Annotated in this window: 24 protein-coding genes; 20 read left to right on the top strand and 4 right to left on the bottom strand. The window is 60.6% G+C overall.

Features of this window, described 5'->3' with window-relative positions; all coding sequences use genetic code 11:
• Positions 1 to 220: 220 nt before the first annotated feature.
• The 8 genes from KYK29_RS10245 to KYK29_RS10210 all read left to right on the top strand — a co-directional run bounded on the left by KYK29_RS10245 (position 221) and on the right by KYK29_RS10210 (position 5067).
• Positions 221 to 859 (top strand): hypothetical protein, encoded by a 639-nt coding sequence (locus KYK29_RS10245; protein WP_254690779.1) that lies wholly within the window; start codon positions 221 to 223, stop codon positions 857 to 859.
• A gap of 59 nt (positions 860 to 918) precedes the next feature.
• A complete protein-coding gene (locus KYK29_RS10240; protein WP_254690778.1) occupies positions 919 to 1308 on the top strand; it encodes a hypothetical protein in 390 nt (129 codons plus the stop codon).
• A 161-nt stretch (positions 1309 to 1469) separates the two neighbouring features.
• The gene (locus KYK29_RS10235) at positions 1470 to 2456 is read left to right on the top strand and encodes a hypothetical protein (RefSeq protein ID WP_254690777.1); all 987 of its coding nucleotides are present in this window, start codon (positions 1470 to 1472) and stop codon (positions 2454 to 2456) included.
• Entirely contained in the window at positions 2456 to 2932 is a 477-nt protein-coding gene (locus tag KYK29_RS10230; RefSeq protein ID WP_254690776.1) for a hypothetical protein, read from the top strand. The genes KYK29_RS10235 and KYK29_RS10230 overlap by 1 nt, the downstream gene beginning before the upstream one ends.
• Before the next feature lie 2 nt (positions 2933 to 2934).
• A complete protein-coding gene (locus tag KYK29_RS10225; protein WP_254690775.1) occupies positions 2935 to 3789 on the top strand; it encodes a recombinase RecT in 855 nt (284 codons plus the stop codon).
• Between the two features lie 2 nt (positions 3790 to 3791).
• Positions 3792 to 4115: a hypothetical protein gene (locus tag KYK29_RS10220; protein WP_254690774.1), complete on the top strand. Its 324-nt coding sequence runs from the start codon at positions 3792 to 3794 to the stop codon at positions 4113 to 4115.
• Positions 4116 to 4123: 8 nt separating this feature from the next.
• The gene (locus KYK29_RS10215; protein WP_254690773.1) at positions 4124 to 4564 is read left to right on the top strand and encodes a recombination protein NinB; all 441 of its coding nucleotides are present in this window, start codon (positions 4124 to 4126) and stop codon (positions 4562 to 4564) included.
• Positions 4564 to 5067 carry a DUF968 domain-containing protein gene (locus tag KYK29_RS10210; RefSeq protein WP_254690772.1) on the top strand — a complete coding sequence of 168 codons (504 nt, stop codon included), beginning with the start codon at positions 4564 to 4566 and terminating at the stop codon, positions 5065 to 5067. Before KYK29_RS10215 ends, KYK29_RS10210 begins: the two co-directional genes overlap by 1 nt.
• Here KYK29_RS10210 and KYK29_RS10205 read toward each other — a convergent pair.
• The gene (locus KYK29_RS10205) at positions 5008 to 6078 is read right to left on the bottom strand and encodes an RNA-guided endonuclease InsQ/TnpB family protein (RefSeq protein WP_254690771.1); all 1071 of its coding nucleotides are present in this window, start codon (positions 6076 to 6078) and stop codon (positions 5008 to 5010) included. The two genes, KYK29_RS10210 and KYK29_RS10205, sit on opposite strands and share 60 nt — an antisense overlap.
• Before the next feature lie 115 nt (positions 6079 to 6193).
• Here KYK29_RS10205 and KYK29_RS10200 point away from each other — a divergent pair, with 115 nt between their 5' ends.
• The 10 genes from KYK29_RS10200 (at position 6194) to KYK29_RS10155 (ending at position 13335) form a co-directional block, all read left to right on the top strand.
• Complete coding sequence (locus KYK29_RS10200) at positions 6194 to 6586, top strand: hypothetical protein (protein ID WP_254690770.1); 393 nt, start codon at positions 6194 to 6196, stop codon at positions 6584 to 6586.
• Positions 6579 to 7454 (top strand): hypothetical protein, encoded by an 876-nt coding sequence (locus KYK29_RS10195; RefSeq protein ID WP_254690769.1) that lies wholly within the window; start codon positions 6579 to 6581, stop codon positions 7452 to 7454. Before KYK29_RS10200 ends, KYK29_RS10195 begins: the two co-directional genes overlap by 8 nt.
• Positions 7451 to 7945: an HNH endonuclease gene (locus tag KYK29_RS10190; protein WP_254690768.1), complete on the top strand. Its 495-nt coding sequence runs from the start codon at positions 7451 to 7453 to the stop codon at positions 7943 to 7945. The genes KYK29_RS10195 and KYK29_RS10190 overlap by 4 nt, the downstream gene beginning before the upstream one ends.
• On the top strand, positions 7938 to 8204 hold the full coding sequence (locus KYK29_RS10185) for a hypothetical protein (protein WP_254690767.1): 267 nt from the start codon (positions 7938 to 7940) through the stop codon (positions 8202 to 8204). The genes KYK29_RS10190 and KYK29_RS10185 overlap by 8 nt, the downstream gene beginning before the upstream one ends.
• Positions 8201 to 8428, top strand: a complete 228-nt coding sequence (locus KYK29_RS10180; RefSeq protein ID WP_254690766.1) for a hypothetical protein — start codon at positions 8201 to 8203, stop codon at positions 8426 to 8428. The genes KYK29_RS10185 and KYK29_RS10180 overlap by 4 nt, the downstream gene beginning before the upstream one ends.
• A gap of 271 nt (positions 8429 to 8699) precedes the next feature.
• Positions 8700 to 9083 (top strand): DUF2493 domain-containing protein, encoded by a 384-nt coding sequence (locus tag KYK29_RS10175; protein WP_254690765.1) that lies wholly within the window; start codon positions 8700 to 8702, stop codon positions 9081 to 9083.
• A gap of 184 nt (positions 9084 to 9267) precedes the next feature.
• Complete coding sequence (locus tag KYK29_RS22555) at positions 9268 to 10302, top strand: tyrosine-type recombinase/integrase (RefSeq protein WP_254690764.1); 1035 nt, start codon at positions 9268 to 9270, stop codon at positions 10300 to 10302.
• 314 nt (positions 10303 to 10616) lie between these two features.
• On the top strand, positions 10617 to 12134 hold the full coding sequence (locus KYK29_RS10165) for a CHAD domain-containing protein (protein ID WP_254690763.1): 1518 nt from the start codon (positions 10617 to 10619) through the stop codon (positions 12132 to 12134).
• Positions 12134 to 12883: a ParA family protein gene (locus tag KYK29_RS10160; RefSeq protein WP_254690762.1), complete on the top strand. Its 750-nt coding sequence runs from the start codon at positions 12134 to 12136 to the stop codon at positions 12881 to 12883. The genes KYK29_RS10165 and KYK29_RS10160 overlap by 1 nt, the downstream gene beginning before the upstream one ends.
• A complete protein-coding gene (locus KYK29_RS10155; protein ID WP_254690761.1) occupies positions 12880 to 13335 on the top strand; it encodes a CYTH domain-containing protein in 456 nt (151 codons plus the stop codon). The genes KYK29_RS10160 and KYK29_RS10155 overlap by 4 nt, the downstream gene beginning before the upstream one ends.
• Positions 13336 to 13408: 73 nt before the next feature.
• Here KYK29_RS10155 and KYK29_RS10150 read toward each other — a convergent pair whose 3' ends face one another.
• Both KYK29_RS10150 and KYK29_RS10145 read right to left on the bottom strand, forming a co-directional pair.
• Entirely contained in the window at positions 13409 to 13930 is a 522-nt protein-coding gene (locus tag KYK29_RS10150; RefSeq protein WP_254690760.1) for a SixA phosphatase family protein, read from the bottom strand.
• A 184-nt stretch (positions 13931 to 14114) separates the two neighbouring features.
• The gene (locus KYK29_RS10145; RefSeq protein WP_254690759.1) at positions 14115 to 14984 is read right to left on the bottom strand and encodes an SDR family oxidoreductase; all 870 of its coding nucleotides are present in this window, start codon (positions 14982 to 14984) and stop codon (positions 14115 to 14117) included.
• Positions 14985 to 15124: 140 nt separating this feature from the next.
• Here KYK29_RS10145 and KYK29_RS10140 point away from each other — a divergent pair, with 140 nt between their 5' ends.
• A complete protein-coding gene (locus KYK29_RS10140; protein WP_254690758.1) occupies positions 15125 to 15313 on the top strand; it encodes a hypothetical protein in 189 nt (62 codons plus the stop codon).
• Positions 15314 to 15409: 96 nt separating this feature from the next.
• On the opposite strand, the gene KYK29_RS10135 is transcribed toward KYK29_RS10140, so the two are convergent.
• Positions 15410 to 16963: a phospholipase D family protein gene (locus KYK29_RS10135; RefSeq protein ID WP_254690757.1), complete on the bottom strand. Its 1554-nt coding sequence runs from the start codon at positions 16961 to 16963 to the stop codon at positions 15410 to 15412.
• 305 nt (positions 16964 to 17268) lie between these two features.
• On the opposite strand from KYK29_RS10135, the gene KYK29_RS10130 reads away from it, so the two are divergent.
• Complete coding sequence (locus KYK29_RS10130) at positions 17269 to 18156, top strand: DMT family transporter (protein ID WP_254690756.1); 888 nt, start codon at positions 17269 to 17271, stop codon at positions 18154 to 18156.
• Positions 18157 to 18213 lie beyond the last annotated feature (57 nt).

The raw sequence follows: 18213 nt of genomic DNA, 5'->3' as shown, positions 1-18213 counted from the left end.
TCGGTCATTCCCAACCGCCTGCTCGCTGCCATCCTGAAAGTGCTCTCTGACCTCGAAGCCCTCGGTACCCTCCGGGGGCTTCTTGCGTTGGTGATTCTAGCAGGTTTGGTGGCGGGGGCAATCTTGATGCACGCTTTCGCGTGAATTAATGCTTGACGTGCACGCTATGGCGTGTATTCTCTCCTCACACCCACAAACACAGGTGATGAGGAGCAAGGAAATGGCGAACGAGATCGTCAGCACGCACGAGATTGCCGAGCGTGAATGGGACGGACAGACCGAGCCGCAGGATGTCGATACCGACATGGTCGCGACGAAGGACGCGGAAGGCAAGGGCATCGAGTTTCACGTGTCCATGCGCGACTACACCCTGCGTGACATGGAAACGCTGATCATTGAAGCAGCCGCCCAACAACTCGTCGGAAAGTTCGGGAACGACCGACTGGCGAAGGAGATCGAGGCTAAGACGATTACCCTCGTCACGGCCAAGGCTGACAAGGCGCTTGAAGCTGTGACGGCTGAAATCATCGACCAGCCCATCCTTCCGAAGTTCGGTTACAGCAAGCCCGAAGCCACACCGGTCACTATGCGCGAGTTCATTGGCCTGACGGGTCGCCAGTATCTCGCCGAGCGTGTCGACGGCATGGGAAAGACAACCGATCGCTCTGGATACCACGACAAGAGCCGCATCCAGTTCCTCGTTGAGAAGTACATGGAGACGGCTTTCAAGCGTGAGATCGAAAAGGCGACGAACTCGGCCATTGTCGAGGTCCGCTCCGCTATCGAGGCCAGCCACAAGTCTTTCCTCGCCGCCGAGAAGAAGCGCTTCCTCGAAGCCCTCGAAAGAATCACAACGTGATCCCCTTCGGCATCGCCTCCCCACCGGAGGCGATATCGAAAGAGATCATGGAGGTTGAAATGCACCGCACTCAGTTCTGCACTTCTCGCGAGACGATCCTGATCAAGCTCGTGATTTCCACGGGGACCTACTTCGAGGAAGGCGACACGCACGGCAAGGTTCACGAAACCGTCCGTCACGCCGTAACGCGCCTGACCGCAGATAACGCCTCGGCCTACCTGCGCTTCGACCTCGATACCCTGACGGCCGAGGACGTTACCGAGGATTTCGCCGCCGAGTGGCTGACGACCTTCAAGGGGTCGCCGGAGGATGAAGACCAACTCCCGGCCTACGTCCTGTCCTCGCAGGCATGGGATGACTGGTGTTCGGACTTCACCGTCGAGAACGGTCTTGCCTTCACGCGGCGCAGCCACGGCACACTCAACCACCGCCAGCAGTTCGGGCGCTGACCATGTCACGCCCCGACCTACCCACCCTCTACGGCACGACGACCAGAGACCTTTGTCTTTGCCTGATTGCTTTTGCTGTCGTCGTTGCCGGTGTGATCGCTGTTGCGAGTGAGAGCTTTCCGCGTGTTGCGCGGGCTTATGAAATCGAAGGGAGAGTTTGAATGTCTACCGATAACGCTTGGGCTTGGTGGCAAGCCGCCCTCGAAGGCAATTTCGGCCCGATGCACGAGGGAGAGCCGCAGCAGGGATACTATCGCACCCGGTTCAAGGGTGGACAGTGGGAGCCTGTTGCGCTGTGGCGCGGCGATGACGGTGAATGGCTTGGCCGCCGCGGCGACAAGATGGTCGATGATGTTGGTGATCTCTGGAACTTCTGCCGGACGCATCCTGTGACTGTCGAGGCATGGGAGAAGGCTATCAATGGCGGCGGGTGGGACGACGAGCCTCCGGCACCCGCTATCGGGCACAACAGCGGGTCAAGAGACCCGCTCGACGCCATCAACCTTGAGCTTGCTGGCGAAAAGGAGATGGCGCGGGAATTCTTGGCGTCTCCGGTGGAAACTCAGGAGGCCGCGAACAAAGCCGGTATTTGGTCGAAGCGTCTTTCTGACCTTGCCAAACGCGCCGACAATCTTCGCGCCGACGAGAAGGAACCGCACCTTGTCGCCAGTCGGGAAGTCGACAACAAGTGGCGCGGCCCTATTGCCGAGGCGAAAGACCTTGCAACGGCTCTGAAACTCCATGTCGAGCCTTTCCTCATCGCGCAGAGACGCGCGGAGGAGGAGCGAGCACGTAAGGCAGCGCAGGAAGCAGCGGAGTTACGCCGTCAGGCCGAGGAAGCCGCTCGAAAATCAGCAGAAAGCGACCAAAAGGCCGAGATGGAGAGCGCGGAATTGCTGCGTCAGGCGGCAGAGGCAGACAAGCGAGCTGTTGAGCGCAACGCAAGCGCCGGAAGGACCGGAGCGAAAGTGTCATTGCGGACATTCGTGTCTGCCCGGGTGACGGACTACCGCGCCGCCGCTCTGGCGCTTCTGGATGCCAATCATCCCGACCTTAAGGCCGTTATCGACCAACTCGCCAACCGGACCATCAAGGCCGGTATCGAACTGGCCGGCGTCGAGAAGGTGGAAGAGAAGAGGGCCGTCTGATGCCTCGCGTCACTCATGGGCACAGCTTCACCGATCGGAGAACGCCAGAATATCAATGCTGGCTCGACATGAAGCAGCGGTGCCTCAACCCGAAGACCGAGCATTATGCTCGGTACGGCGGTCGCGGCATCACCGTTTGTGATCGCTGGGTCCATGGTGACGGTGTCACCTCCGGGTTTGAATGCTTCTTGCTGGACATGGGGTCGCGCCCGAAAGGCATGACCATCGACCGGATCGACAACGACGGTCACTACAGCCCGGAGAATTGCCGATGGGCGACCCGGGCCAAGCAGGTATCCAACCGCGACGTCACGCGACGGGTGATGGTGGACGGCGAAAGCCTCAGCCTTACCGAGGCATGCAAGCGCCTTGGTCTCAACCGGAAAATGGTCGCCACGCGCATCGATCGCGGCATGACAGCCGAAGACGCACTCACCCATCCCCTTCGCAAGCACTTCAAAAAGAGGGCCGCATAATCATGAACGCCGTCGCCAAAGTCGAACAGCTCCGCCCGTCGCTCATCACCATGATGGCATCGCAGCGGAACATGGACCCCGAACAGTTCGCCAAGACCGTCCGCGCGACCGTCATGCCAGCGAACCACACAAACGAGCAGTTCGCCGCCCTGATGCTGGTGGCGAGCAAGTACGATCTCGATCCGATCCTGAAGGAGATTTACGCCTTTCCTGCGAAGGGCGGTGGCATCGTCCCCATCGTGTCGATCGATGGTTGGGTGAACCTGATCAACTCACACCCGCAGTTCGATGGCGTCGAGTTCGATTTCGACCACGACGACGCCAAGAGCCTCGTCTCATGCACCTGCCGGATTTTCCGCAAGGACCGCAGCCGCCCGGTTGAAGTCACAGAGTACCTGTCGGAATGCGTGCGCAGCACCGATCCGTGGAAGATGAAGCATCGGATGCTTCGTCACAAAGCGATGATTCAGGCGGCACGATACGCGTTTGGATTTGCCGGGATCTACGACGAAGATGAGGGCTCCAAAATCGCCGAGGCGCGCGACATCACACCCGCAGAGCGCCCTACCCCTCCGAAGCCTCCGGCCCCACCCGCGCCGCCGACCGCCAAGGTCATCGAGGCCGATCCGCCGACGGAAGAGCAGCCGACCGAAACCGATTTCGACCTCGGCGGGTTTCTCGAAGAACTGGAGACCTCGCTGGCGACGGCGAAGGATTCCGCCTCGGCTGCCGAGATCTGGAGCGACTACGACGCGCCGGCGGTGCTGGAAAGTGCTGGTCATGCCGACATGATCGACACGGCGTTCGCCATACGCGACCGGGCGTATGCGAAGCTCGAACCGTATAACGGGGGCTGACCATGGGAACCGAACGAACAGACTACCTGATGCTGGCTACCGATGTAGGAGCTACAGCATTCGATTGGGACAAACACGCAGCCGAGGGCGAAGGTCGCCCGGATAGAAGGTTCGACATCGTCTACGACGGGATGTCGGGCGAATACTGCATGGCTGGCAAGATCATTGCCAAGAGTGATGCCTATGAAGGATTCACGCTCCATCGGATCGATCCGGAGACGATCAATATCGACAAGGCCGAATTGGCATCGAAGGTGTCAACGGCATTCGAAAAGTCGATAGAGCCGGCTGAATTCTCCCTCGTCCTTTTCTCTCACTTTAGCTGAGGGCGACCATGGAAAAGCAGCGCTTCATCCTCATCAACGACAGAGTTCGCCGGAATGCCGTAGACGCTGTCATACGAGCCGCCGCCGGCAGCGCTGTGACGGTCGGCGCGGCAACCCGCAGCCTGGATCAGAACGCGAAGTTTCACGCGATCTGCACCGACATTGCCAATTCCCCACTGACATGGGCCGGGAAGCGCCGCTCCGCAGAAGAATGGAAGGTTCTTCTCGTCTCCGGCCACACTAAGGCGACGGAAGGTGAGGTCGAGTTCGTTCCCGGCCTTGAGGGCGAGTTCGTAAACATCCGTGAGAGTACTGCCCGCATGTCGGTAAATCGGGCCGCCAGCCTCATTACCTACGCCATTGCCTTCTGCGATGCGAACGACGTTCGTCTTACCGAGACCATCCGCGGTGGTTTCCATGATGGAGAAAACGAAGGGAGGGCCGCTTGATGGCATTTCGTCTCCCTCGCCACTCCGAAGCCTTCTCGCGCCAGCCGACCGGCAAAGCGTCGAAGCGCGTCGAGAAGCCGGCATATCTCGACTTCATCCGCTCCCTGCCCTGTATCGTGACAAAGCGTGAGCCGGTCGAAGCTGCCCATGTCTCCTATGCAGAGCCGCGCGCCGGGAAACTCGGACGCGGCAAGGCATCGAAGGAAAGCGATTGCTGGACGCTACCGCTGCATCCCGACGAACACCGCCGCCAACATTCCATGGGAGAGCGCGAATACTGGAGGTCAGTTGGCATCGATCCATGCGTGATCGCTGCCTTCCTCTACGCCGCCTATCCCAACCGTGAGCGCGCAATGCTGGTTATCAACAATATCCAGCGCGGCAAGGTTTCGCGCGCCTCTTTCAACCCTCACACCGGGGAGGTGTGTAACGTCCGCCACTCCCTAACCGGAGAGGATTCCCGTCGATTGGAGGGCGACGTTCCGCCCCGACATCAGGATTAACCGAGCAGAGTTGACATCACGATCATGATGCGCCCCGCACTCGTTGCAAACCCAATGTCTCACTTCGAGACCCTTCAACCCTTTCGGGCCGCCGAGGCTTCCGCACTCGGAACAGGTCTGCGAGGTCCATCGTTCGTCAGCTTCGACATATACCGCCTGCCTTCTGGCAGCCTTGTACCGCAGCATATTTCTGAACGTCGACCAGCTCGCGTCCAACACAGATTTCGCCATGTTGGTTTTTGCAAGCTGCGCCGCGTTCACATTGCCGACGACGATCAAACTGTTGGCGTCCGCCAGTCTTCTGCTGGCGACGTGAAGGTGATGCTTCCTCGCGTTGGCGATCTTGGCCTGGATAGCGCGGGCCAGTTTCTTCCGCCCTGCGCGCTGGGCCTTGCCGAGTGCACGCTCGTATTGCCGATAGTGTCGCAGCGCCGGGACTTCTGTTCCGTCGCTGCATGTTGCCAGTATTTTCAGGCCGAGGTCGATGCCAATTTCACCATTACCGGCCGAAAGGTCGTCCGCGACCTCGCATTGGAAGCAAACGTACCACCGCCCGCGCGCGTCTTGGACGAAAGAGCCTGCCTTGAAGTCACCTTCGATTTCTCGCGACTTCCAGAAGCGGAAGCGGCGCTTGAGATAGACGGCGGCATCTCCGTCGATCCTCATGGCGCGCGGGATGAACGGTATCCATCCGAGCGCGCGCTTGGCACCGAAACTGGCGCGAAAGCGCGGGCATCGGCGGTGAAGATCACGCGATGCGGCAAACTGGCGGCAGATCGTCTGCACAGTATCGGAATGCAGGCCGAGTTCGGCAGCGCTGCCGGTGCAGAGTTTGATGAGGTCGAATGCTGTAGGCCAACGGATAGGCAGGCCGCCCTTTCGGCGTCGCTCAGCTTCGCGCTGCGTGGCAACGCAGAAGTTCCATACCTGATTACAGGCGACCGCGTGGCGAGACAGGTGCTTGCCAGTGACGGAATCCTTGACGCGGAATCTGAATGTGATGATGCTCACTTCGTGTCCGTCCTGCTTCAATCAGGGCCGATCAAGAGCGCGTCGCCGGGTGCCAGCCCTGCGGCGCGTTCGCTTTTTGTACCATCCCTTACCGCCCACATCAAGCGAGAGGTGTATGACGATGCTTAATCCAGCAGCCCTCGAAAGCCTCAAAAGCAGCCGGCGCCAGCTTGATATGGACGGCTGCGAAGTCGGCGTGTCCAGGCAGGCGCTTGAAGAACTGATTGCGGCTTACGAAGCGCTCACCGGCTCAGACGGAGACATGCGCGATTATCACGAGGGCGTCGTGGAATCCCTGATCGACAAAATGAAAACCACCGAAGCCCAACGCGACGAAGCGTTGAAGGCGCTGAATGTCGTGCGCATTGAGGCGCGGACGCGCGAAGCGATGCCGACAGTAAACGCCAGCAAGGACGCTCAGCGAGGCTTCGCACTCTCTCTAGTTGGGAGGCTGGCCGCCATCGAACGCGCCGCCCGCCGCGCACTGACAGGAGGGAAGAATGGTTGATATGCCGGAAAGAATACATGCCTCTCTGCGGGGGCCTACCGTCCGTAATCCCAGCAATGGACGCAGGATGATGGTTGGTGGCTGGTCCGAGAATCCAGCGCGACCGGGAGCCACTGAGTACGTTCGCGCCGACCTTTATGCGGACCTTTATGCCGAACTGGAGGCAGAGAACGAGCGGCTGACGAGCGACCGTGACGGGTGGATGAAGGCCGCCATCGAACAGCAATCCAAAGCAAAACGCTGTGCCGAAGCCCTCTCCCGCACAGGCGCGGTGAAGGTGAAGCGCGGGGTTGACCCGGAGACATGGGGTCATTCGCCAGCCACACAGGAAGGCGACCTGCCGTATGTGTGTGACGCTTGCGTGAATGGGAACGGCGGAACGTGCCGCTGCGATCCATCACCGGAAGGACGGCAAGAGGCGGTGGCACGTCTCACCAAATTCGCCGTGAACGCAGCGAGAGGCATCGACATTCTTGGCGAGGTGTTGGGCGTTTGGGGTTTCCCCGAAGGCCACCCCCAGTGGCAGCGCATTGTTGTTAGGAAGGTTTCGGAAGACATCATCTCTGCTCTATCTGCTCAGCCGATAGAGTTTGGTGAAGGGTGTCAGGACGTATCGGCGTGGCGCGTCACCTATGCCAATGGCGAAACCGTTTTCTTATCAGATAAGCCGGCCGGTGACAGTGGTGTCTATGAGTGCTTGCCCCTCTACGCCCGCCCCTCAGAACAGGCGGTGACAGAGGCGATGGTCGATATTCTGCGGCTGGCCTACTCATGCGGATACGTCGATAGTCCCGGAGATCGTGACTGGTCCGACAATGAGGCACGGCTTCTGGACGCCCTCAAGGCCGCTATGGAGGCAGGAGGATGATGAACCTTACGCCATCAGACATTGAACGCTTCCACGACAGCTACCAGCCAGAGCCCAATTCAGGATGCTGGCTTTGGGCAAAGAGGCTAAACGGCAGTGGTTACGGCATCATGTCAGTGAGAAGCCGCAGGCTTGGTGCTCACCGCGTGGCTTACTCAATTCATAACGGCGATATCACAGATGGGCTATTTGTCTGCCACAAATGCGATGTCCGCTCATGCGTTAACCCGGATCATCTTTTCCTCGGAACGACCCGGGAGAATATCCTTGACGCAAAAAGGAAAGGACGCCTCCACCGGTGGGCGGGTGCCAGATCTGGTGAAGCCAATCCAAAAGCGGTGCTGTCTCGTGACGCTGTAAAACTGATCCGCAAGATTGTGGCGGCTGACATCACGACAAAGAAAGAAATTGCCGATGCATTCAATGTCAGTCGGTCAAATATTTCTATGATTGCATCCGGCGAGCTGTGGAAGGATTGCGCCCATGACTGACGCACGGGAGATCATTGCGCACCAGATACCGGGATCGAGCGCAGAAGTTTGCTTCGGGCTGGCGGATGCCGTCATAGACAGCTTTCACGCCGCCGGCTTACGCATCCTCGGCCCGGATGAAGTCTCGGCGCTCCAGCGGGCGATTTCCAAGGCGGAAGAAGGTGCTGGGACGCTGCCGGCGAAACAGTCGGTGAAGTTGCGCCCAGCCGATTGGCACGCGCTCTGCTCCCTCGTCCGCGCCCTCGGGAGGAAGGCATGAAGCTTACCGCCCAGCAACAAGAGGCCCGGATTGCCATCCTGCACGACATGGAAGAGCGCTTTGGCGGTAAGGCCACATGGTCTCAGCTTCATTCTCGCGGCCACCATTACATGCAGGTCTCGGCGGCGGCTTTACGCGGTGATCTTCGCACGGTGATGGACTACCACTACGAGATCACACCCTCCGGCCGCCAAGCCCTCGCAAGCAAGGGAGGGGAGAGGTGAGCGACATTCTTCGATACCTTGCAACCGTCCTGTTCGGGACGGCGTGGGTGGTTCTTGTCGATCACGACGGAAGTCGCCGCGTCAGGCGCATCAGATGGCAAGGTGGGACGGCCACGGCGGAGCGCGTCGGCTTTGATATTCGCCGAGTCCAGCTTCTCGATCACGGCAAAGTAGGTAACGGCTGCTACGTCCACGCATGGGAACCATATGAACCCCTCGCCGCGAGACGCTGGCCTATCGCGCCAGAAGTCACCGGCCCCGGAGGCAGGACATGAGAGTCCTCGTCTGCGGCGGGCGAGACTTTACCGACAATGATAAGGTGTGGCGGACGCTGGACGGCGTGTTCCCGATTTCGGAACCGGACGCATACGGCAATTACCTGCCGGTAGGAACGCTCATCCACGGCGCATGCCCAACTGGCGCAGATCATCTTGCCGACGAATATGCCGTCGTCAATTGGCTCGATCTGAAGAGGTTCCCCGCCGACTGGGCCACCCACGGCAAAGCAGCCGGCCCGATCCGCAATCAACGAATGCTCGATGAAGGCAAGCCCGACCTTGTCATCGCGTTCCCGGGCGGTCGCGGAACTGCCGACATGGTGCGCCGTGCGCGGGCCGCTGGCGTCGAGATTATCGAGTTCGGAGGCAGGACATGAGCAGAGCGCTACCATCATGGGCAAATGCGCTTGTCCCGGTTGGGATGGATGAAGCCGCAATCCTTCTGGGCGTATCGCGCCGGTTCCTGGTGGACGTAATCCGCGAGCATCGGCATTATGAGCCGCGCGGCAACCGGAAGGTATTCTATCCAGAACACATCGCATTGCTTAGGGAAGCTCTCAAGTGTCCAACCTCGAAATCAAAGAACGAGACGGCATCTGGTACGCCGTTGGAACCGTCAACGGAGAGCGCATACGAAAGAGCCTTGGCACTCGCGACCGCAAAAGGGCCGAAGAGCAATGCGCGCTCTTCGAAGCGAGGATCTGGAAACGTCATTCCTATGGCGAGGAAGCCGTCCGCACATTCGAGGAAGCCGCCGAAAGTTACCTGAGGCAGGGAGGCGAAGGGCGGTTCCTCCCGAAAATCCTAAAACACTTCAAAGGCCATGCCCTAGGTAGGATAAAGCCAGGTGACGTTCGCGATATGGCGGTCACTCTCTATCCGAGCGCCGCAAATGCCACCCGAAACCGACAGGCTATCACGCCAGCCGTAAGCGTCATCAATCATGGCGCAGACCGCGGCTGGTGCTCGCCGATCAAGGTCAAGGGCTTCGAGGTCCCTAAAAGCCGAAAGCACAAACCCGTTGATCGCAAGTGGCTGGACGCCTTCATGGCCGAGGCGGACAGAAGCAAGCTCCCTCATTTATCGGCCATAGTGCTATTCATGCACCAGACAGGCGCTCGCGTAGCAGAGGCCGTGAACTTGACGGGCGAATGCGTCGATCTAGGTCGTCGCATAGCGGTGCTGGCTAAAACGAAGACGGAAGAGGATTCCGTCAGGAGCCTGACGGCAGAACTGGTGGGGAGGATCGCCGGGTTGAACCCGCGCGAAGGAGAGCGTGTGTTTTCCTACACAGACCCGAAGGCCGTAAACCGGAGAATGAAGGCCGTAGCAAAAAGAGCCGGCATCGAGGCTCGTACAACGCACTCTGCCGGCCGTCACTCATTCGGGACGAACGTCATGGCCGGCGGCGCGAAGGTGAAAGACGCCATGGAGGCCGGGGGCTGGAAATCGGCAAAACTTTTTATGGAGACCTACGTTCACAGCAATGAGGCTGGGAAGGCCGTCGCCGCCATTTTTGACGAGCAAAAAGGGCCGATTGACACAAAGGCGGCACAGTCGATAAAGCGGCAACGCAGAAGGTTCGGGAAACACTGACAAATCTACGATTCAGCACCTTACCTTGGTAAGGGAGAGGCCGAGAGTTCAAATCTCTCTAGCAGCACCATCGTTTCCCCTTGAAATCGTTGAAATCTCTGGATCGGCGGCCTCGCCGTCGGGACGCGTGCGTCGTTTCCGGCGGATTTCCTGTATTGTAACAAAACTGTCATCACGCCGTCATGAAACGCGGATCGAGTGGCGTCAGAAGCGGGAAGTCAGGAGAAGGACAAGGCTCTGCGCCTGCCGGGACGAATGCTGAAGATCAGGGTGCCCGAAGATGAAGCGGGCAAGCGAATACGAAAGCAGAGGGGATGACCGTCACCGACGAAACCTGTTACATGCCGGCGAAGCGGGCGGCCGATCTGGCCGAAAGCGACGTCCACAGGCTGACGCCGGTTCTGGAATGGGCCGAAGAGGTCCGACCCTTCACGATCCTTGACTGTTTCGACCACAATCTGCGCTCTACGCAGCGGCTCCTTCTGGTGGAGGACGACCGCATGGTCCTGTTGCCGGCCAGCGGCACCGCCCTGAGCCAGCACGCAACCCCCGAGGCCCGCTTTGTCGCCGATTTCGCCGACGGGCCGGTCAAGGCCGCGCTGGCGGACCTGTCGCCGCTGCGGGCGCTCCTGCCCGTTATCACCGGCACCGCACGGTCGGGTCAGCTTGCATTGATCGACGACGAAGGCAAAACCCGCGTGCGCGCCTGTCTGCGCGAACTGGAGCCGGTCAGCGGCAACACCGTGGTGGTGCTGACGACGCAGGGCCTGCGCGGCTATGACGGAGCCCTCGGCGATCTCGTCGCACGCATCCGGGATTGCGGCGGGACGCCGCTTGCCGCCGGCAATCTCTACCGGATGATCGACCCGGCCAGCGCCCGCTATAGCGCAAAGCCGAGCATCGAGGTCGGCCGCGAGGAAACCGCCTTCGATGCGGCAAGCGACATCATCGACGCCTATCTCCCCGTCGCCCGCGCGAATGAAGAGGGCATCGTCCTGGATCTGGACACCGAGTTCCTGCACGATTACCGCATCGCGCTGCGCAAGATCCGCTCGGTCCTGAGCCTGTTCAAGGGCGTCTACAGCCCGGAACAGACGGCCGGGTTGAAGGCGCGGTTCTCCGCCCTGATGGCGCCGACGGGGCGGCTGCGCGATCTCGACGTCTATCTGCTGGAACAGCGGAGCTTCTTCGATCTTGTTCCCTCCACGATGCATGCCGGGTTGGAGGGGATGTTCACGCTGCTTGGCGAGCGGCGGGCCATGGAACAGGCAAGCCTTGCCGATCATTTCCGTGGCGAACGCTACAGGAAGGACATCAAGGCGCTGGCGAAGCTGTTCGCCAGGCGGCACAAGCTCGCGCCAGGCCCGAACGCCCGCCGCAGTTCCTACGATTTCGCCTGTGAACTGATCTGGAAGCGATACCGCAGGATCCGCCGCATCGCAGCAAGCCTGACCACCGAGACCCCCGACGACGACGTCCATGCGCTGCGGATCGAATGCAAGAAACTCCGTTACCTTATGGAGTTCTTCGCCCCGGTCTTTCCGCAGGATGCGTTCAGGAAAATTCTCAAGCCACTGAAAAAATTACAGGATTCTCTGGGCCTGTTCAATGATTGCGCGGTCCAGCAGACCGCTCTCACGGCCTTTGCCGACAGCCTCGGCGACGAGCCCCGCAAGCTTGAGATCGCGCAGAGCGTCGGTGCGCTGGTCCTCGTGCTGCACCGGCAACAGGCCGCGGAACGCGAGAGGATCGTGGCTGCCTTCGCGCATTTCAACAGCGACCGCGTGCAGAGGACTTTCCGCCAGCTGTTTCATGACGGGAAGGAAGCCTGATGCAGATCATCGCCTGCTATTCCAACAAGGGCGGCGTCGGTAAATCCGCGACCGCCGCGAATCTCGCCTATGCTTTCGCCGCATCGGGCAAGCGGACGTTGCTGTGCGATCTCGACCCGCAGGGCGCATCGAGCTTCTATTACCGCGTGAAGCCTTCGAAGAAACTGACCGAAGCCCGCTTCTTCGAGGATGTCGAGCGTTTCACCCGGGCAATCCGGGGCAGCGACTACGCCAATCTCGACATTCTGCCGTCGAATATGAGCTTTCGCGACTTCGATATTTTCCTGTCGAGAATGAAGAACAGCCGTTCGCGGTTAAAAAAAGCGCTGAAGGCGGTCAAGGCCGATTACGACACCGTGGTTCTCGATTGCCCGCCCAACATCTCGATGTTGTCGGAAAACGTCCTGCGGGCGGCGGATGCGGTGATCGTGCCGGTCATTCCGACGACGCTGTCGCAACGCACCTTCGAGCAACTGCTGGAATTTTTCCGCGACAACGATCTGCCGGCCCGCAAGATACACGCCTTCTTCTCGATGGTTCAGCGCAGCAAGAGCCTGCATGGCGACATGGTCGTCGAGATGACGCGAACGCATCCCAAGCGCTTCATGTCGGCCCAGATTCCTTTCGCGTCGGAAATAGAACGCATGGGGATGACCCGCGCGCCCATTCTCGTCACGGCGCCCAACAGCACGGCCGGCAAGGCGTATCAGGGGCTGTTCGATGAACTGGAGCAGCGGTTGGAGCGATGAAAGAAATCGAACGGAAATTCCTGGTCGAGGGTCCGGTGCCGCAGGGACTGCCCTTCGAGCCGATTCGCCAAGGTTATCTGACAGCCACCTCGGATTCGGTGGAAGTCCGGTTGCGGCAGAAAGGCGGCGATTATTTCCTGACGCTGAAATCCGATGGCGACCTGGTCCGCGAGGAATATGAGATCGCAATCGAGATCACGCAGTTCGAAACCCTCTGGCCCGCCACCGAAGGCCGCCGCGTGGAAAAGAACCGCCATCACGGGACATTGCCCGGAGGTCAGGAATTCGAACTTGACGTCTTTGGCGGACATCTTGCGCCTTTGACACTGGTCGAGGTCGAGTTTCCATCAGAGGAAGCGGCAAGCGCCTTCGACCCGCCGCGCTGGTTCGGCAGGGAGGTCACGCAGGACAAGCGCTACAAGAACAAGGCGCTTGCCCTGTCCGGGCGATAGCCGGCATCCTGCCGGGGGTTTCCCCGCCCCACGGCAAAAAACGCCTTATGGCGCGCGGAGCAGATCGTCGGGATCAGGCGGGTAGGTCAAGCGTCTTCGGCGTCCTGAAGCGCTCCAGACGGCCGGCGCGCGCGGCCACCTCGCTCCAGCTTCCGATATCGAAATCGATCACCGCGAGCCCGCCCGTCGGGTATTTTTCCCTGAGCCGGCCCAGATCGTTTCCGTCGGCTCTTCCGATCAGATCAAGAGTCAGATCCTGAAGTCCCGGATTGTGTCCGACCAACAGCAGCGTATGAATGTCGATACCTGTTTCATGGATGACATCGATGATCGATCCCGCCGGAGCCTCGTAGATGCGGCGCTCGTCAAGCTCGGCAATCGGCTCCGCAAAGGCCGGGCACACCAGTTCCCAGGTTTCCCGGGTCCGGCGCGCCGTCGAAATGACGGCGAGATCAGGCAGCAACCCTTCGCGCGCCATGTAATTGCCCATCAGCGGGCCTGCGTGCCGGCCGCGACGTGCCAATGGTCTTTCATGGTCATCCACACCGCTCGGCCAATCGGATTTGGTATGGCGCAGGAGCATGAGCCGTCGCATGGGTCCCTCTCGTCACGGTTTACGGGAGGAAACGATTGAGCCTCGTTATACAAGCCCGGACGATCCCCGATATCATTCCGCAAGAACGGGGATACCCGAATTGATCCGAAAGGAACAGTTTCCTTTCTCCGTCACCCCTTGCCCGTCGCGGTTCGCCTGGAAAGCAGCCGGAATATTCCCTGCCTCAGATCATGATTTCCCCACCGGTAACCGGGATAATCGCCCCCGTCATGTAACTGCCGAGTTCCGAGGCGAGCAAGACGTAGGCTCCGGCCAGTTCAGCCGGCTGGCCCGCCCGCCCGAGGAGCGTCTGCTTGCCGAAGACCCTGGTCTTTTCAGATGGCATCGTCGAAGGAATGAGGGGGGTCCAGATCGGCCCCGGCGCAACGGCGTTCACCCGAATGCCTTTCTCCGCGACCATTTCCGCAAGACCCGCGGTAAAATTGGAAATCGCGCCCTTCGTCGATGCGTAGGCGAGAAGATGCCCGGACGGCTGGCGAGACTGGATCGAGGTCGTATTGATGATGGAACTGCCGGGCTTCATATGCGGGATAGCCGCGCGCGAGAGAAAGAACGGCGCATAGATATTGGTCCGGAAAGTCAGGTCCCATTCCTCGGTACTGATATCGCCGATTTCCGCGTAGGTTCGCTGAAAACCCGCATTGTTCACGAGGATGTCAAGCCGTCCGAAGTTTTCCAGACACTGGCGCACCAGATTTTCGCAATGGTCCTCGCGGGTGATATCGCCCCGAACCGCGAGGGACCTCCGCCCCGCCGCCGCTATCCAGCGGTTTGTTTCCTGAGCATCCTGATCCTCGCTCAGATAGGAAATGACGATATCGGCGCCTTCCCGCGCGAAGGCGATAGCGACCGCGCGGCCAATGCCGGAATCCGCACCGGTGATCAACGCCACCTTGTCCTTAAGGCGTCCTGCGCCGACGTAGCTTTCCTCCCCGTGGTCGGGACGGGGGATCATGGTATCGGTCAAGCCGGGCGGGCTTTGTTCCTGTGCGGGCTGACGCGGAAAGGGACGATCCCCATCGGTTCTGTTCATCTTAACCTCCACTGGAAAGGCTTCAGATGGCTGAACTCGCCCGTGGCCGATGATGTTCCCCATTCCTGTGCCTGCGTCGGCGGGGCGGAAACCGGTGGAACTTTTGCGGATGGCGAAGGTTGGTTGCGAAGGAGACAGCTATGGCCATCATTCCAAACGATCCGAATCCCGCCCCCGGCCCCGGTCCCGTTCCGGATCTGCCGCCGATCGACAAGCCGGCACCGCCGATCAGGGAGCCGGAGCCCGACCGCCTGCCGGACGAGGAGCCCAATCCCAATCCCGACGAGAACGACGAACCTCCAAAGCAGATGCGGTCGCACCCCTTGTGAGCCGGCGTCGACCGGCATCACAAGAGAGCGTTGATGGATATCGGGCAGGTCCCGTCCGCGGCGCGGCCGGCGATGCGCGCCATGCAGCAGGACGCCTTATAATTGCGACTCGATCGGCAACCAGCCGATGACGGTGGCGGCGATGCGCCGCCAGATACCGGCCTCGGGCTCGCGGACCAGCATCTTCGCCTCCGGACCTTCCCCGTCCTGCCAGGCGATCGCGCCGTCTTGCAACGAAAGCCGATAGCTGCTTGCCGGGGATATCTCATCGGCGAACACGGCGTTCACTTCCTGCGTCAGGGCCGGGTCTCCAAACAGGACGCCCATCTCGGTGTTGAGTGAAATAGAACGCGGATCAAAGTTGAAGGAACCGATGAAGCCGGATTTCCCATCGACGGTGAAGGCCTTGGTGTGCAGGCTGGCGCCACTCGATCCGAACAGGGAGATGTCTCCACCGACCATCCGGGGCCGCAACTCGTAGAGATCGACACCGCCGGCCAGGAGCGGCTCGCGATATCGGGCATAGGCGCCATGTACGGCGGCGACATCCGTTGCCGCAAGCGAGTTCGTCAGCACGGAGACGTCCGCGCCCGCGCCTGCCAGATTGCGCAATGTCGCAACCCCCTGATCCCCGGGAATGAAGTAGGGCGAGATGATATGCAATTCGCGCGTCGCCGCGGCGATGATCGGGAAAATGGTGTTCGCCAGCCAGCTTTCTGCGCCGGAGCCCCTGGCTTTCTCAGCAGGGTCGGCCACGATCCTCGCATCGGCCGTCCAGTGGATCGCCTGTTGCCGGCTCAATACCGCTTCGGTGCCTTTTTCCTCATGCAGCCGTTGTAGGTATGGCTGGGCGTCGCCGCTGGACAGCAGCGCTTCCAGCTTCGCTCTCGTTTTTGCCAGATCGCCCTTGCGGGCCTTTGAAAGCGACGTGATGGGCAGCACCGCCCCGCTGTTCCAGTATTCGTCGAAAACGGTTTCGGCCTGCTGCACCACCGGCCCGAGCAGCAGGAGGTCCATATCGCGGAAGTTCGCGGTGTCCGCCGCATCGAAATAGGCGTCTCCGATATTGCGTCCTCCGACGACCGCCATGCGGCCATCGGTGATCCAAGCCTTGTTATGCATCCGCCGCGTCACGCTGAAGGCGCGAAGCGCCATCTCGACGCCCCGCTGCAACACGTTGGTGCGGCTGCGCGAGGGATTGAACAACCGAACCTCGATGCCGGGATGGCTGTCGATGGCCAGATAGGTGGAATCGTCACCTTTCGTGTTGATATCGTCGAGAAGCAGCCGCACCCGGACGCCGCGATCGGCCGCGGCGATCAGTTCGCGCGCCAGCAGGCCGCCCGTCAGATCATCCTTCCAGTAATAATATTGCACGTCGAGGCTGCGCTCGGCGCTGCGCGCCGCCATGGCGCGGATCGCGAATGCCTGAAGATTGCTCGCGACCAGCATCAGACCGCTCTGGCCCGCATGCGCCTGGAGCTTCGGCACGATCAGGCGGTCGAGCGAGGTATCGCCCTCCGCGACCGGCAAGGCCATGGACGGCGTGCCCCGGCTGCGTTCGACGAAACGTCCGTAGGAATAGATCGCCGCCAGCGATGCCAGACCGAACAGGATCACGAAAAGAACGATTATCCAGACAAGCCGCATTCCCAATCCTGCCGCATACTCACCGACGCGAAGCTATTTGCCGGATCGGGCGCGTTCAAGTCTTTCTTGAGTGGCATGTCCGGTTCCGATGGCTATATTGATCGAGGATGCCCTCCTGCAACCCGACGCCTGGGCAGGCAGGGAAAAGCCGCGGATTTCATCGCGGGAAACGGCTTGCCGGCGGAATAGCCATCGGACGAATGGAGAAGAAACGCCGAGGGCTGTGGCGTTCCCTTACCGCTAACGCTAAACCTGCCCTGACACCGTCGCCTCGCCAGACCCCTGAAGATAAAGTTCGCGCATCCATGAAAAGCAAAACACTGGGCTACGTCTATGTGCTCCTGGCCGTCACGATCTTTGCCGGCCAGGACGGGTTTTCCAAACTGCTAGGCGAAAAATATCCGCCGATCGTGGTCACCATGATCCGCTTCTGGGCGTTCGCGGGTTTCGTCGCCCTGCTGGCGGCGTCGTCGCCGGGTGGCCTGCGTCGCGCCTTCGTGACGCGGCAGCCCGTCCTTCAGACCATCCGCGGCGTCTTGCTGGCGACCGAAATCGTCATCGTCATCTTTGCCTTCACCACCGCCGGACTGGCGATGAGTCAGGCGATCCTCCAGGTCACGCCGCTGATCATCACCATCCTCTCGGTCCCGCTGCTCGGTGAAAAGGTTGGCTGGCGACGGGGCCTTGCGGTCGTCGTCGGCCTCATCGGCGTTCTGGTGATCCTCAATCCCCTGAACGTCCATTTCGACATCCGGCTTCTGCTGCCGCTTGTCGCGGGCATCATGTATGCTTTTTACGGCATCGCCACCCGGGCGGTCAGCCGTCAGGATTCCGCCGTAACCAGCGTCCTCTACGCCGGCGTCATGGGCGCGCTCGCCATCACCCTCGTCGGTCCGTTCTACTGGACGCCCATTCCAATGAGTGACTGGCCGGCGATGGCCGCGCTCTGCGTGTGCGGCGCTCTCAGCCACTACTTCCTGATCAAGGCTTACGGATTGCTGAGCGCCTCGGAGGTGCAGCCGCTGACCTATCTCCAGCTCGTTCTCAGCGTCGGCGTCGCTATCGTCTTCTTTGGCGAGAGCCTGACATTCAACATGGTGATCGGCGCCCTGATCGTCGTCGGCGCCGGCCTGTTCACCGTCTGGCGAGAAAGCCGTCTCGGCATCGAGAGCCCGCCCTCGACAACCTCCTGAAAGCCCACAGCTGGAGCAATTCCGCTTTTCTCCGAAGCGCGAAATCGCTCTATCTCT

The organism is Shinella daejeonensis (genome assembly GCF_024281235.1).
Taxonomy (GTDB): Bacteria; Pseudomonadota; Alphaproteobacteria; order Rhizobiales; family Rhizobiaceae; genus Shinella; species Shinella daejeonensis.
The sequence above is the reverse complement of the archived record's forward strand: the minus strand, read 5'-3'. Positions and strand labels throughout refer to the sequence as shown.

Bases quoted from the DNA above. Each gene is read 5' to 3' on its own strand.
- KYK29_RS10245 (WP_254690779.1), top strand. From the start codon at position 221: ATGGCGAACGAGATCGTCAGCACGCACGAGATTGCCGAGCGTGAATGG.
- KYK29_RS10240 (WP_254690778.1), top strand. From the start codon at position 919: ATGCACCGCACTCAGTTCTGCACTTCTCGCGAGACGATCCTGATCAAG.
- KYK29_RS10235 (WP_254690777.1), top strand. From the start codon at position 1,470: ATGTCTACCGATAACGCTTGGGCTTGGTGGCAAGCCGCCCTCGAAGGC.
- KYK29_RS10230 (WP_254690776.1), top strand. From the start codon at position 2,456: ATGCCTCGCGTCACTCATGGGCACAGCTTCACCGATCGGAGAACGCCA.
- KYK29_RS10225 (WP_254690775.1), top strand. From the start codon at position 2,935: ATGAACGCCGTCGCCAAAGTCGAACAGCTCCGCCCGTCGCTCATCACC.
- KYK29_RS10220 (WP_254690774.1), top strand. From the start codon at position 3,792: ATGGGAACCGAACGAACAGACTACCTGATGCTGGCTACCGATGTAGGA.
- KYK29_RS10215 (WP_254690773.1), top strand. From the start codon at position 4,124: ATGGAAAAGCAGCGCTTCATCCTCATCAACGACAGAGTTCGCCGGAAT.
- KYK29_RS10210 (WP_254690772.1), top strand. From the start codon at position 4,564: ATGGCATTTCGTCTCCCTCGCCACTCCGAAGCCTTCTCGCGCCAGCCG.
- KYK29_RS10200 (WP_254690770.1), top strand. From the start codon at position 6,194: ATGACGATGCTTAATCCAGCAGCCCTCGAAAGCCTCAAAAGCAGCCGG.
- KYK29_RS10195 (WP_254690769.1), top strand. From the start codon at position 6,579: ATGGTTGATATGCCGGAAAGAATACATGCCTCTCTGCGGGGGCCTACC.
- KYK29_RS10190 (WP_254690768.1), top strand. From the start codon at position 7,451: ATGATGAACCTTACGCCATCAGACATTGAACGCTTCCACGACAGCTAC.
- KYK29_RS10185 (WP_254690767.1), top strand. From the start codon at position 7,938: ATGACTGACGCACGGGAGATCATTGCGCACCAGATACCGGGATCGAGC.
- KYK29_RS10180 (WP_254690766.1), top strand. From the start codon at position 8,201: ATGAAGCTTACCGCCCAGCAACAAGAGGCCCGGATTGCCATCCTGCAC.
- KYK29_RS10175 (WP_254690765.1), top strand. From the start codon at position 8,700: ATGAGAGTCCTCGTCTGCGGCGGGCGAGACTTTACCGACAATGATAAG.
- KYK29_RS10165 (WP_254690763.1), top strand. From the start codon at position 10,617: ATGACCGTCACCGACGAAACCTGTTACATGCCGGCGAAGCGGGCGGCC.
- KYK29_RS10160 (WP_254690762.1), top strand. From the start codon at position 12,134: ATGCAGATCATCGCCTGCTATTCCAACAAGGGCGGCGTCGGTAAATCC.
- KYK29_RS10155 (WP_254690761.1), top strand. From the start codon at position 12,880: ATGAAAGAAATCGAACGGAAATTCCTGGTCGAGGGTCCGGTGCCGCAG.
- KYK29_RS10150 (WP_254690760.1), bottom strand. From the start codon at position 13,930: ATGCGACGGCTCATGCTCCTGCGCCATACCAAATCCGATTGGCCGAGC.
- KYK29_RS10145 (WP_254690759.1), bottom strand. From the start codon at position 14,984: ATGAACAGAACCGATGGGGATCGTCCCTTTCCGCGTCAGCCCGCACAG.
- KYK29_RS10140 (WP_254690758.1), top strand. From the start codon at position 15,125: ATGGCCATCATTCCAAACGATCCGAATCCCGCCCCCGGCCCCGGTCCC.
- KYK29_RS10135 (WP_254690757.1), bottom strand. From the start codon at position 16,963: ATGCGGCTTGTCTGGATAATCGTTCTTTTCGTGATCCTGTTCGGTCTG.
- KYK29_RS10130 (WP_254690756.1), top strand. From the start codon at position 17,269: ATGAAAAGCAAAACACTGGGCTACGTCTATGTGCTCCTGGCCGTCACG.